Genomic DNA, 14366 nt, shown 5'->3' on the forward strand with positions numbered 1-14366 from the left:
TCTTGTGGAATTCGCTTTTCTGACATTTTTTTCCTTAGGGTTTATCAATGTATTTTTATCACCATTATGAATAATCAAAGTATCGAAACAGATAATCCAAAATGATTCCAATACAGGATTAAGATTATGCCAGCTTATAAAGCCCCGCTCCGTGATGTTCGTTTCTTAATGAACGAAATGTTAGATTATCCAGCACATTACCAAACTTTAGCAAGTGGTCAAAATGCCGATGCTGAAACTGTTGATATGATTCTTGAAGGTGCGGCAGATTACTGCGAAAACGTACTTTCACCACTCAACCAGTCAGGCGATGAAGAAGGCTGTACCTTCAACAATGGTGAAGTAACAACACCTAAAGGCTTCAAAGAAGCGTATGACCAATTCGTTATGGGTGGTTGGCAAGGTCTTTCGTATCCAGAAGAGTTTGGTGGCCAAGGCTTACCAATGTCTTTAAACCTAATCAAATCTGAAATGATGGGAACGGCTAACTGGTCATTCACCATGTATCCAGGTTTGAGCACAGGTTGTATGAACACCATCATGCAATTTGGTACAGATGAGCAAAAAAATACCTACATGCCTAAACTGGTTGAAGGAACTTGGTCTGGTACGATGTGCTTGACTGAACCTCAATGTGGTACAGACTTAGGTCAGGTTAAAACCAAAGCAGAGCCTCAAGCAGATGGTACGTATAAACTTTCTGGTACTAAAATCTTCATCTCTGCGGGTGAACACGATCTAACAGAAAACATTATTCACATCGTTCTTGCTCGTCTTCCAGATGCACCAGCAGGTACACGTGGTATTTCATTATTCATCGTGCCTAAATTCATCCCGACTGCGGATGGTGGTATAGGTGAACGTAATACTGTTTCTTGTGGTTCAATTGAACACAAGATGGGGATTAAAGCCTCTGCAACAGCAGTACTCAACTTTGATAATGCAACAGGTTACTTAATCGGTGAAATCAACAAAGGTTTACATGCAATGTTTACCTTTATGAACACTGCACGTATTGGTACTGCGGTTCAAGGTATTGCTCACGCTGAACTTTCTTTCCAAGGTGCGTTACCTTATGCAAAAGACCGTATGTCGATGCGCGCGCTTTCAGGTAAAAAAGAACCTGAGCGTGTAGGTGATGCGATTATTCACCATGCTGACGTACGTCGCCTGCTGTTAACGCAAAAAGCGATTGCTGAAGGTGGTCGTTCAATGATCTACCATGCAGCTAAAATTGCAGACAAAATGACAGATGCCTTAGTAAATGGTGATCAAGCGGCTTATGAAGCGCATGATGACAAACTTGGTTTCTATACCCCGATTCTAAAAGGCTTCTTAACTGAACTTGGTTTAGAATCTGCAAATAATGGTATGCAAGTTTTTGGTGGCCATGGCTATATCCGTGAATGGGGTATGGAACAGATCGCACGTGATGCACGTATCTCAACTTTGTACGAAGGTACTACAGGCATTCAAGCACTTGATTTACTCGGTCGTAAAGTTCTTTTAAGTTCAAAAGGTAAAGTGGTTCGTGACTATACTGCTGAAATCTTAAAGTTCTGTGCAACACATGCACGTAACAAGTACTTACGTCGTTTTGCTTGGGACTTGACTAAGCTTTGCGCACAGTGGAATACCTTGACTGTTCGTATCATGCTTGCTGCACGTAAGGATCGTGACATCGTTTCTTCAGCGTCTGCTGACTTCTTGATGTTCTCTGGCTACGTGATGATGGCTTACTTCTGGGCACAACAAGCCGTGATTGCTTCTGAGAAATTAGAAGCAGGTAATGGGATCGAAACACCAGAATTCTATAAAGCAAAAATCAAAGTTGCTGATTTCTATTTCGATCGCTTGTTGCCACGTGCTCAAGGTCATGCAGAATCAATGGTATCGACTTCACGTACCTTGACTTCACTTGCACCTGAACACTTCAGCTTCGATTACTAATCTGAACTGTAAAAAAGAGCGCGATATGCGCTCTTTTTTTTACTCACTCTATTCTATCTTTTTAAAGACATAGGCTTTTTGAGGAAATGGGTATTCTTTAAAGAACTTGCGGTTTTCTCCATTATTGCCATTCCAAATTTTATCTAGATTTAAAACCAAATCTTGATTTTGGTTAATTTTATAATACAAGCTAATATTCGCAGCATCACAACGAACCATGATTTCGTTCAGCTCTTCATGCGCATACCATTGCACTTGTTTACAGGTTTGTTCGATCTTTGCAACATTCTGAGAAGAATCTGCCCCTAAGCGGCCAAAACTGGTATTAATCCAATACACCGAGCCGTCTTCTAACAGATTCAAAATATAATCTGCTTCTTTTTCGTGGTTCACACAACCCGCAAAAGCATCGGTACACGGAATACGAGCATGATAACGACCAACATAAGTCAGACTGGTTTCAGAAGGCTGGGTTAAGTTACGTTGCCCAGTGCCCGAGTACGGCAAAGTTGCTTGCCCCGCAATTTTAGTTAATGGCATCCCATTATCCGTTAATGAAGGCTGCTCATCCTGTACAACACTCTCATGAGTTGATTGCACCTGGATTTGTTTAACGGATTCTGAATGATCACGATCGCACCCACTCAGACCGAGACTCAATACACATCCTATACCCACATACTGTAGTAACAACCACCTGAACTGCATATCCACAAATCTCTAACATCAACATCGTTATCGACGAAACCAACCTGAACTACTCCAAATATCTTGGAGAGTATAAAGAACATAGAATGTATCTATTCTCTACGTCCATATCATGGACTATTGAAGGAACGACAATAAAACTGAATCATAAGGTGACAAAGCAGTCTGCTTTAAGTCGGTGCATTTTAGGCGATACTGCTGATTTTTCCAGCAGAATTTTACACAACGTAACCAATCTCTTCTCTATTTAAACTTTAAAAAAAGATATATCGCCCCTATTTCTTAATAGACAGCAACCTACATATCAATATGTCTTTTCTGCTGTCATTTCATTACGTTAAGGAGAAAAATTCGATGACCAATACTGGTTTATATCGCTCAAACCAAAAAAGCATGATCGCAGGTGTAATGGGCGGTATTGCTGAACGTTTTGGTTGGAACGCAAATTTACTACGCTTGATCTTTGTTGTGATCTCAATTCTCAGTGCTGCTTTTCCTGGTATTTTAGTGTATCTGATTTTATGGTTGGTCATTCCCAAAAAGCAGGCTACAGGTGTAGAACATATACAAAATTATCAGCAACCTGTAAAAACTATTTATGATGATCAAAGCATAAAACGTTAATTCATTTTTCCATTTTTGGTCGCTACGGTTGCATTTACCCCGAATACAACCGTAGCTTTTTTTTATCCAAATTAAAGTAACTGACGACTCAATTGTTGTTGCAAGGCAGCAATCATATCGGCACGACTGATCATTCCGATCAAACGTTGATTCTCAACGACAGGGATATAGTTAAATGACTTCTCTACAAAATAAGGCACTAAGTCCTGAATCGGTTGTAATGGATCAACAGTCACCACTCTTCGACTCATAATTTGCCGAACATAGTGCTGCCAAGAATTCCTCGGATCAGTGGCGCTTTTAAACCATTCAACCACTTCATATAAAGCCAGTGTACCTACAAGCTTTTGTTCACTATTGACCACAGGTAAACTCATTAAATTGACCGCTTTGAACTTATCCAAAGCCTGATGAATATCATCGTCTTCATGTAGTTTAATGACATCTCGACTCATAATATCTTGGCAAACGAAGCTATTGAGCAAACGCCCATGTGCCCGCTCTTGTGCATCCAAAATAATCTTTTCTAAGTCATATTGACTAATATCAAGTAGTTCAGTGTGCTGTTCTAAAGCATATTCAATATCTTTCGGTTGAATCGATACTTTCTGTGTAGGGGTCGGATCTTTGCTGCGCGCATTGACATGCGCTGTCATTGGATAATGTCGTCCAATTAGACGATTAAAAAACACCGCAAATAACAACAATAAAATTGAATTTAATAACACTGGATACAGCACAAAATAGAAGCCTAAACGCTGAACCGCCTCCCCCCCTAATACCGCCGTAATCGCAACTGCCCCACTGGGCGGATGCAAGGAGTCCGTCGTCATCATCACAAAAATCGCCAGACCAACGGCCACACTAAATGCTGTGGTTAAATCTGGCAACCATTGAACACAAGCAACACCGATCACCCCAGCCAACGTATTACCGACGATCACATTCCATGGTTGAGCCAAAGGACTATTCGGTACAGCAAAGAGCAATACGGATGACGCGCCCATCGGTGCGATATACCATGCATTCATTCCACCGAGTACATACCAACTGATGAATGACGATATGGCCAAACCGCATAACGCACCAAATCCTGAAAATAGGCGCTCTTTCAGCGGAAGGATTTTATAATTGGGTTTTAGGAAGTTTAGCCAGTCAGATTGAGTAAAGCTCACAATGCACCTTGCTGAAATCGTATTGTCTTTGAGTGGTTGTGGCAGTATACACTCAAGTCTTTATAAGATACATTCTAGTTACACCTTAAAATAAGAGACACTTACTTACCGAAAAGCCGCTGAATCAGCTTGAAAAAAATGTCATAGAATTAGACCAAAGCCCAATGTACTCAAACTAAAAAACGTATTATATAAAATTGCCCAAATGGCCCATTTATAAAAGAAATAAATATCACCTAGATTTTTATCAAAAAACTAAATATCACTTATCGCTTAAATACCCTAAAATCCAAACGTTCAAAAACTGGACAGCAACGCCCTCTGGACTTTCGTTCACAGTTTCGAACATGCTTTGAAGCAAGATACAACGCTGCTGGGAAAAGTTTAATCGAAGGTTTATACATGTTGAATCGGGTTTATTCATCAATGGTAGACTTTCCAAAATCGAATCTTTTATTGACCAGCAAAAACTTAGTCTCATCATCCGCACACTTTTAGCCTGACTTGGATCTATGCATTAGGCAAGAAGTACACGGATTTAAAAAAATTTACATGGATGATAGAAGTTAGCATTTACTATTGATTCGCTAAAAATATAGTTACGCTGTCATGTGAAATTTCATGACAAATAACAACACGAATAAGGATATTGTATGAATGTTCCCCATCTTGAAACACCAACCAATACAATGCCTAAGGGCTTATTACGTGGTTGGATTATTATTGTAATTTCAGCTTTGCTGTCATTTGGTTTATATCAGATCTTGCCTTACGATGAAAATGCCAATAAAGGGCTGAGTTTATTATTATTTATTGGCATTCTTTGGCTTACAGAAGCTATTCACATTACGATTACCGCCTTACTTGTTCCTATCTTAGCCGTTTTAGTCGGCATGCCTAGTGCTGGAAGCAATGATGAGCTTAGCCCTATTACCACAACTAAGGCACTTAGTACTTTTGCTGATCCAATTATCTTTCTATTCTTTGGGGGGTTTGCATTAGCTACAGCCTTACATGTGCAAAAGCTTGATCGAAAAATTGCAATGTGGATTATCGCTTTATCACGCGGACATTTAGGTGTAGCTGTTTTATCTATCTGTTTAGTAACTGCTGTTTTGTCGATGTGGATTTCTAATACAGCAACAGCCGCAATGATGCTTCCACTTGCATTAGGTTTACTCTCTCATTTTGATGCAGTTAAAGAACGTAAAACCTTTGTATTTATCTTATTAGGTATTGCTTATTCCGCCAGTATTGGTGGTTTAGGCACGTTGGTAGGCTCACCTCCAAATGCCATCGCAGCTAAAGCACTAGGTTATGACTTTTCTGACTGGATGAAAGTAGGTCTACCAATGATGCTTATCATTTTTCCAGCAATGTTAGTCAGTCTATACATCGTTTTACGTCCAAAATTAAATCATCGGATTGAGTTCAAAACTGAAATTATTCCTTGGAATCGTAATCGTATTCTAACGATGGTTGTATTTAGTGTTACAGCTTTCGCGTGGATCTTTGGTAAAAGCATCAGTGAACAATTTGGGATTAGTCAGCCAGATACATGGATCGCAATCCTAGCCGCTTGTATGGTTGTCGTTTTGGGTATCGCAACATGGAAAGATGTTGCAGACAACACTGATTGGGGTGTTTTAATGCTGTTTGGTGGTGGCTTAACATTAAGTGCTGTGCTGAAAGATTCAGGATCATCGTTGGTTCTAGGTCAAACACTTGCTAACGCTTTTGGTGATGCCTCTCCATTTTTAGTGATTGTGATCGTTGCTGCTTTCATTATTTTCTTAACAGAATTTACCAGTAACACAGCTTCGGCCGCCTTGCTCGTTCCTGTATTTGCAGCAATTGCTGATCAAATGGGATTACCAAAAGAGATCCTTGTCGTCGTTATTGGTATTGGTGCTTCTTGTGCCTTTATGCTTCCTGTTGCGACTCCACCAAATGCAATTGTATTTGGGACTGGGCATATTAAACAAAGCGAGATGATGAGGGTTGGTTTTATATTAAATGTTCTCTGTGTGGCACTCGTTTCAGTTTTTATTTATTGGTTCTTCATTTAATTTTAAAGCGCTTCGGCGCTTTTTTATTTGCACGGTATCTTGAGCATTCATACACTAAAAAAGCAAACAGCCAAATTCAACTGTTTGCTTTTCCTTCATATAAAGTTAAGCGGCTTTGGCAACACCCAACCAAGTAAAGGTGTTAGGTACATCATTGAGTTGAATGATTTGTTTGATTTTCAGGTTTTTCAAGTCAAGCTCAAGAATCGTTTTGGCTTGCGTGTCATTGATAAAAATCGTATCTGAAGCCGCATTTGCAACTAAACGACTTTTTGCAAGTTCAGTACCGTCAACATTGTTTATTGCCTGAATTTGACCTAATCGTTGCCATGTTTGGGTATCAATCACGTGCACAGTGCCCATACTATCCAAAATAGCCAAATAGCTCCCTGTCTCATCAAAACTTTGCTGCAAACGTTTAACGGCAGTTGTCCCATCTAATTCTTTAGCATCTAATGACCAATCTAAATGGGTGGCATTTAACTTTTCTGGATCAACCACAAATAAAGCATGGGTTCCTGATGCAAAGGCAGCAAATTGATTCAGTTTTTCATGTCCTGCAAGCGTAGAAATTCGTTGATCAATAAAAACTTTTTTATCTACAAAATCACTTTTATTTTGTTCAACCACCAACACCCCATCTTCACAACCAAACGCAGCGTAATTCATGATTGATGCTGCACCATGTAAACGGTTACATGGATTGGTGAGGGTCTGCTCTTCATGAAAATGATCGCCATGAATATGATAACTTTTCACAATACTTAATATTTCTGATTCTTTAGACATATACGTACTTAACACATACTCGCCACGTGGTTCAGCCACGCCATGATGATTTTTCGGTAGCTTTTGTGTGGCAATATTTCTCTGTGTGATCATGACATCATTAAACACGTCAAATTTTGAACCGTCAGCTTCGCTTCCATCATAAAACAATGCCGCAGTGCCATTAAAACTACGATAATGTGCGGGTGTTGCACCTTGTAACTGGAACGTTAGAATGTTCGGTGTATTGATCTTAAGTTCATTACTTTGACTAAAAACACCTCCATCCGCAAACTGCACCACGCCCTCATTACGACTCAACATCACCGCATAGCGTGATTGTGGACTGCTATACATCGCTGAGGGCATATAGTTTAATGCTTTGGTCTCAATCACTTTTTGATCTTTTAAATCATAAATCGATAATGATGGGCGTTCTGTATCAGCATTGGCAATCGCCAAACGACCCTCATAATTTAATACAGGTTGTTCTGGTTTCGGTGTACTTGATGATGAACTGGATGAATCGCTACTGCCACCACATGCGGACAACAATACACTACTCAATACAGCACCCAATAGATAAGTTTGTTTTAACTTATTCATGTTTCTTTCCCCTGTTGGACTCATTTATATTGATATTGAAACGTTATAACATAACATTAATACAAAATTAATCACTTCCTCCATTTTTCTGACCTTAGGAAACGAGACAGAGAACAGAAATCAAACTAAGCTAATGTATTAACTGGATAAATTACTTTTAGATAAATTTCTCATTGAGATAACGCCAATAGCGTTTCGGCAGATACTGCACATGTAATTTGATATTTTTTCGTTCTTTAATATTGATACTATTAAAATAATCTTTCCAAAGTTGATCGTATAAAAACTCTTGCTCATCTAACTGCAACTGAAAGCTTTGGCTCGCACCATTTTCAATATTCTGATCAATTTCATTGGCTTCTAACGATACCTCATGAATGTCATGTAAATCATAGTAAAAACCATACTTGCGTTGCTCATCATAAATCAGCCAGCGTTGATCTTGATAGCGACGTTTAAAATGCGGCTGGATTAATGGCAGCACATTAAAATCGGGACGAATTAAACTTAAAAACAATTCATCTGTGGTTTTTTTAAAACGTATAAATGCCTCCATTCGATGTTTTTCTCGTCCGACCTTTTTCGCCCATTGTGAAATGGCCAATACACTAGGATGAGAATAATCTTTCTCAACCAAACGGTTCTGACTAAACACATAAATGCAGTAATTCAATAAATGCTGATAAGCCTCAAGCGACTCGGATAAAGAGGTAAAATAAAATTGTCTCAAAGCCGATTTAGATAGCCTTTGCTGTAATGCTACCCAAACCCGTTGTGCATGTTGTTCATTATTCGGTATTTCAACCATGCTGGAAAAGAGTCCATGTTGGGCATTTTCAAATAAGCAAAGCTTTACCTGAAACTCTTTGAATTGAAATGCGCGAAATACACAATTGAGTAATCCAACCATGGAGCCATCAAAGTAATAATAGACAATTCCCCCGCCTAGCATCACTAAAATCCCAAACTCAACTGAGGTGACAGTTGTTGCACATACTTGGATGAACCCTGTGTCAGTATTTGCTGGCGAATATAACTCGTCGATAATTCTTTCTGAAAACGAGGACTATCTTCACAACGAATAAAAAACTTTGCACGCGAATACGCCACACCCAACTGTTTCAACAAATCAATATGCACTCGACCAAAACGACGTGCTTGTACAATTTTCTTAGCCGACTTCACCCCAATGCCAGGGATACGCAAAATCATATGGTAATCCGCTCGATTTAAATCGACTGGAAATTGCTCAGGATGACGCAGTGCCCAACTCAATTTCGGATCGACATCTAGATCAAGATGCGGGTGTTTTTCATTGACGATTTCATTAACCTGAAAGCCATAAAAACGCATTAACCAATCACTTTGATAGAGTCGATTTTCTCGTAGTAAAGGTGGTGCTGAACCCACCGCAGGCAAATAGTTATTTTCCGTATTAATTGGAATATAACCTGAGAAATAGACCCGTTTGAGTTTAAATTCTTTGTAATGTCGATCTGCCATTAATAGAACGTCTTGATCAGTTTCTTGATGTGCACCGACCACCATTTGCGTGGTTTGCCCTGCTGGGACATATTTCGGCACATGCTTGATAATCTGACGTTCGTCTTTGAGTTGAATCAAGCGATCTCGAACCAGCCCCAAGTCTTTTTGTACTTCTTGATGTGACTTTTCAGGGGCAAACGCTTTTAATCCTACTTCGGTTGGCATTTCTAAATTAATACTCATTCGGTCAGCATAGAGACCTGCTTCATGAATCAACTCAGGTGAAGCTCCCGGAATAGTTTTAAGATGAATATAGCCATTAAAATTTTCTTCTAGGCGTAGTTTTTTCACCACTTGCAGCATCCGTTCCATGGTATGGTCTGCGGACTTAAAGATACCTGAGCTCAGAAACAAGCCTTCAATATAATTACGTCGATAGAAGTTAATGGTCAGGTCAACCACTTCCTGTACGGTAAATGCCGCCCGTTTCACATCATTGGAACGGCGTGACACACAATAAGCACAGTCAAAAATACAGACATTACTGAACAGGATTTTCAGCAAAGAAACACAGCGTCCATCTTCGGTATAACTATGACAAATCCCTGCCCGACTAGCATCGCCTAGACCTTTGTCTTTATTTTTACGGTCACTACCACTGGAGGAACAGGACACATCATATTTGGCAGCGTCCGCAAGAATCTGGAGTTTTTCACGAATGCGATCAGACATTTCAAACGACCTGAAGAAAACAGAGAATATCGTTTAAAAATTAACATTTCAAAGTTGTGAAATTAAGAGCATGTGAGATGTCATGCGTCTTGAGTTGTCGTTTCAATTTTCCACCTTAGTAAATCTTACAAAATATTGCTACAATGTAAGTCTTGGTTAAATCATTAAAATAAAACCAAATTATCAACCACGCCAACCGAAAAACACGTCTTATAAAAGACTATATGAGCTTTGTGCAGCAAATGTTTGGATTTATTATTGCTATTTGGATCATTTTTATTATTAAAATTACTTTTTTTAAAAAGACTCGTATAGCGGGTATAATTTTGATTATTTCTAGTACTTTAATCCTATTAAAGTACTGTTATTCTGAAATTAAAAGTCTTCCACCTAATATCAACACCTATAAAAAACTTTGTGGGCTCTATAAATATGAAGAATTTCTATCCACAATTAAAGGTCAAAGTAGTTATAACTTCCATTTTCAGTTAAATGATTACGGAAATTACGCCTACCATATCAATCACACTAAAGCCGTTCATTATCGTTATGACGGTTCAAAAAAGCTGAGATTAGACAAGTTACGAAATAATCAAGTCGTATGTTTACATGTTAGTTTCAATACTTATCGACCAGATCGTATTAATGAACTTTTAGACATTGAATATTTAACTTCAGACTATGAGTTTGAGTTTCAAAAGATATGCGGTCAGCAAGTTGCTACAGAATATTCACAGGGTATGACCAAATCTAAAGACAATCCTTACCATTTAATCTTTAAACTAGATAATTATGGTACTTACTCATACTATCTCCCACCTCACGTGATCACTCGTTCTACATTAATTGGTGATGTAATTTACACAAACTCTAACCAAGATGTATGTCTAATCGCAAAAATACCTAAAGTGAGTGTGCTTAAATCAAATTTCCTAGAAGATGCAGATATTCTTATGATCGAATTAGTTGATAAACCTCCAATTTTGAAGAATGAACAACCATAAGTTTTTTACACAACGCCTTTGCCACTCCTCCCCAAAATCCTTATACTTAACCACAATTTTTGTTTGATTCCAGTGGATGCACCATGAGTCGTGCTATATCGCATATTGATACATTTCAGGGCTTAATTCTTGCCCTACAAAACTATTGGGCGGAGCAAGGCTGCGTCGTATTACAACCATATGATATGGAAATGGGCGCAGGTACTTTCCACACTGCAACCTTCTTACGTGCTTTAGGGCCAGAAACTTGGAATGCGGCTTATGTTCAACCTTCACGTCGTCCGAAAGACGGTCGTTATGGTGAAAACCCGAACCGTTTACAACACTACTATCAGTTCCAAGTAGTACTTAAGCCAAACCCAGACAATATTCAGCAGCTTTATCTCGATTCATTAAAAGCAATCGGGATTGACACCCTAACTCACGACATTCGTTTCGTAGAAGATAACTGGGAATCTCCAACCCTTGGCGCATGGGGCTTAGGTTGGGAAGTTTGGTTAAATGGTATGGAAGTGACTCAGTTCACTTACTTCCAGCAAGTTGGTGGTATTGAATGTTACCCAGTCACAGGTGAGATCACTTACGGCTTAGAGCGTCTGGCAATGTACCTTCAAGGTGTAGACTCAGTTTACGATCTGGTTTGGACTAAAGGTCAATTCGGTACAGTTACCTATGGTGATGTATTCCATCAAAATGAAGTTGAGCAATCAACCTATAACTTCGAATATGCACCAGTAGATAAAATGTTTGAATTGTTCGACTTCTATGAAGCCGAAGCGTCTCGTTTAATCGAAGCTGAATTACCACTTCCTGCATATGAACAGGTTATCAAAGCATCACATTGCTTTAACTTGCTCGATGCACGTGGTGCGATTTCTGTGACTGAACGTCAACGTTATATTTTACGTGTTCGTACTTTGGCGCGTTCAATTGCACAAAGTTATGTGGCTGCCCGCGCGAAACTTGGTTTCCCAATGGCAGAACCACATTTGCGTGATGAAGTATTGGCTCAACTTAAAGCACAAGTTGAAGCAGAAGCAGCCCAAGCTGAAAAAGCGAAGGAGAATAAATAATGACTAAGCATACAGTTTTATTCGAACTTGGCTGTGAAGAACTTCCACCAAAAAGCTTAAAAACTTTGCGTGATGCACTTAAAGCAGAAACGGAAAAAGGCCTAAAAGATGCAGGCTTAAACTTCGCTTCTATCGAAGCATATGCTGCTCCACGTCGTTTGGCATTGAAAATTGTTGATATCGATGCTGCTCAAGCGGACACGCAAAAACGTTTTGATGGCCCTGCTGTACAAGCGGCTTATGATGCTGAAGGCAAACCGACCAAAGCCCTTGAAGGCTTTATGCGCGGTCAAGGCATTACGGTTGATCAGCTTTCAACTTTCCAAGCAGGCAAAGTTGAAAAAGTTTGCTTCTTGAAAGATGTAAAAGGTCAAAGTCTTGATGCTTTGCTTCCACAAATTTTACAGACTGCATTGGACAACTTACCAATTGCAAAACGTATGCGTTCAGCGGCAAGCCGTACTGAATTCGTACGTCCAGTAAAATGGGTGGTATTGCTGAAAGATGATCAAGTGGTTGAAGCAACCATTCAAGATCATAAAGCAGGTAACGTGACTTATGGTCATCGTTTCCATGCACCTGAAGCCGTGACTTTGGCGCATGCAAATGACTACTTGGCTACTTTAGAACAAGCCTATGTGGTTGCGAACTTTGAAAAGCGTCAAGTAACTATTCAAGAACAAGTGAAGAAGTTAGCTGATGAAGTAAATGCGAATGCTATTGTGCCAGCAAACTTGCTTGATGAAGTAACAAGTCTGGTTGAATGGCCTGTTGCTTTACGTGCAACCTTTGAAGAGCGCTATTTGGCTGTTCCTCAAGAAGCATTGATTACCACCATGCAGGATAACCAGAAGTATTTTTGTTTAATCAATGCAGAAGGTAAATTACAGCCTTACTTCATTACCATTTCAAATATTGAGTCTAAAGATCCGATTCAAATTATTGAAGGGAATGAGAAAGTTGTACGCCCTCGTTTGTCTGATGCGGAGTTCTTCTTCTTACAAGACCAAAAACAACCGCTTGCGTCTCGTAAAGAAAAATTAGCCAATATGGTGTTCCAAGCACAATTGGGTACACTTTGGGATAAATCAGAACGTATTGCTAAATTAGCGGTGGCATTGTCTCCAATTACGGGTGCAAATGTTGCTGATGCTGAAAAAGCAGCGTTACTTGCGAAATGTGACTTAACCTCTGAACTTGTGGGTGAATTCCCAGAACTTCAAGGGATTGCAGGCACTTACTATGCGCGTCTTGAAGGTGAAAATAACGAAGTTTCAGAAGCGCTAGGTGAACAGTATTTACCTAAATTTGCTGGTGATGTATTACCGCAAACCAAGACGGGTACAACCATTGCACTTGCTGACCGTTTAGACACATTGGTGGGTATTTTCGGTATTGGTCAAGCGCCAACAGGTTCGAAAGATCCATTTGCATTACGTCGTTCTGCGATTGGTATCTTGCGTTTAATCATTGAAAATGAACTCGATGTCACCATTGAAGAGCTGGTTAATTTTGCATTGCAAGGTTATGGCGACATCATTAAAGATCACGATAAAACACGTGCTGATGCGGTTGCTTTCCTTGAAGGTCGTTACCGTGCCAAGTATGAAGACCAAGGCGTGGCTGTTGATGTGATTCAAGCAGTTCAAGCGCTTGCGCCAAAATCTCCACTTGATTTTGACAAGCGTGTGACTGCAGTCAATCATTTCCGTACTTTGCCAGAAGCGGCTGCATTGGCTGCGGCAAATAAACGTGTTGCCAATATTCTTGCTAAAGAAGCGACACCAGAAGGTGCTGTGGTTGAAGCGAATCTGGTTGAAGCGGCTGAAAAAGCACTTTATGCAGAATTGTCTGCCCTTACGCCTGTGGTTCAGCCTTTGCTTGCTGCGCGTAATTATACCGAAGCATTGTCTAAGCTTGCTGCACTTCGTACACCAATTGATGCCTTCTTTGAAGGTGTAATGGTTATGGCAGATGATGCAAAGTTAAAAGCGAACCGCTTACGTTTATTGGCTCAGTTGCGTGATTTGTTCACGGCAATTGCAGATGTAAGTGTATTGCAGGGTTAATCACTAAACTGTCACGTCCTGAAATAGATTGACAGTATTTCATTTAAAACCGAGTTAAACCATTAGCTCGGTTTTCTCTTTCTCATACATCTGATTCGGTGTG

11 protein-coding genes are annotated in these 14366 nt (G+C 39.7%); 6 read left to right on the forward strand and 5 right to left on the reverse strand.

Annotated features, from left to right (window positions below; translation table 11 throughout):
- Positions 1-126: 126 nt before the first annotated feature.
- Positions 127-1950 carry an acyl-CoA dehydrogenase C-terminal domain-containing protein gene (locus MMP72_RS12975; protein WP_241317912.1) on the forward strand — a complete coding sequence of 608 codons (1824 nt, stop codon included), beginning with the start codon at positions 127-129 and terminating at the stop codon, positions 1948-1950.
- Positions 1951-1998: 48 nt separating this feature from the next.
- On the opposite strand, the gene MMP72_RS12980 is transcribed toward MMP72_RS12975, so the two are convergent.
- The gene (locus tag MMP72_RS12980) at positions 1999-2658 is read right to left on the reverse strand and encodes a hypothetical protein (RefSeq protein WP_241317914.1); all 660 of its coding nucleotides are present in this window, start codon (positions 2656-2658) and stop codon (positions 1999-2001) included.
- A gap of 354 nt (positions 2659-3012) precedes the next feature.
- On the opposite strand from MMP72_RS12980, the gene MMP72_RS12985 reads away from it, so the two are divergent.
- Positions 3013-3282 carry a PspC domain-containing protein gene (locus tag MMP72_RS12985; protein WP_241317916.1) on the forward strand — a complete coding sequence of 90 codons (270 nt, stop codon included), beginning with the start codon at positions 3013-3015 and terminating at the stop codon, positions 3280-3282.
- 71 nt (positions 3283-3353) lie between these two features.
- Here the strand turns inward: MMP72_RS12985 and MMP72_RS12990 are convergent, their stop codons facing one another.
- Positions 3354-4457 carry an HPP family protein gene (locus tag MMP72_RS12990; RefSeq protein ID WP_241317918.1) on the reverse strand — a complete coding sequence of 368 codons (1104 nt, stop codon included), beginning with the start codon at positions 4455-4457 and terminating at the stop codon, positions 3354-3356.
- A 653-nt stretch (positions 4458-5110) separates the two neighbouring features.
- Between MMP72_RS12990 and MMP72_RS12995 the strand changes: the two genes are divergently transcribed.
- Complete coding sequence (locus MMP72_RS12995; protein ID WP_241317920.1) at positions 5111-6526, forward strand: DASS family sodium-coupled anion symporter; 1416 nt, start codon at positions 5111-5113, stop codon at positions 6524-6526.
- 105 nt (positions 6527-6631) lie between these two features.
- Here MMP72_RS12995 and MMP72_RS13000 read toward each other — a convergent pair whose 3' ends face one another.
- From MMP72_RS13000 to MMP72_RS13010, 3 genes are all read right to left on the reverse strand, one after another.
- The gene (locus MMP72_RS13000) at positions 6632-7900 is read right to left on the reverse strand and encodes a hypothetical protein (RefSeq protein ID WP_241317922.1); all 1269 of its coding nucleotides are present in this window, start codon (positions 7898-7900) and stop codon (positions 6632-6634) included.
- Between the two features lie 157 nt (positions 7901-8057).
- On the reverse strand, positions 8058-8852 hold the full coding sequence (locus MMP72_RS13005) for a TIGR03915 family putative DNA repair protein (RefSeq protein ID WP_241317924.1): 795 nt from the start codon (positions 8850-8852) through the stop codon (positions 8058-8060).
- A 2-nt stretch (positions 8853-8854) separates the two neighbouring features.
- Positions 8855-10117: a putative DNA modification/repair radical SAM protein gene (locus MMP72_RS13010; RefSeq protein WP_241317926.1), complete on the reverse strand. Its 1263-nt coding sequence runs from the start codon at positions 10115-10117 to the stop codon at positions 8855-8857.
- 224 nt (positions 10118-10341) lie between these two features.
- Here MMP72_RS13010 and MMP72_RS13015 point away from each other — a divergent pair, with 224 nt between their 5' ends.
- The 3 genes from MMP72_RS13015 (at position 10342) to glyS (ending at position 14263) form a co-directional block, all read left to right on the forward strand.
- Positions 10342-11121 (forward strand): hypothetical protein, encoded by a 780-nt coding sequence (locus MMP72_RS13015; RefSeq protein ID WP_241317928.1) that lies wholly within the window; start codon positions 10342-10344, stop codon positions 11119-11121.
- An 83-nt stretch (positions 11122-11204) separates the two neighbouring features.
- The gene (gene glyQ, locus MMP72_RS13020; protein ID WP_004775941.1) at positions 11205-12194 is read left to right on the forward strand and encodes a glycine--tRNA ligase subunit alpha; all 990 of its coding nucleotides are present in this window, start codon (positions 11205-11207) and stop codon (positions 12192-12194) included.
- Complete coding sequence (gene glyS, locus MMP72_RS13025) at positions 12194-14263, forward strand: glycine--tRNA ligase subunit beta (protein ID WP_241317930.1); 2070 nt, start codon at positions 12194-12196, stop codon at positions 14261-14263. Before glyQ ends, glyS begins: the two co-directional genes overlap by 1 nt.
- Positions 14264-14366 lie beyond the last annotated feature (103 nt).

This window comes from Acinetobacter sp. NIPH 2699, assembly GCF_022549355.1.
Taxonomy (GTDB): Bacteria; Pseudomonadota; Gammaproteobacteria; order Pseudomonadales; family Moraxellaceae; genus Acinetobacter.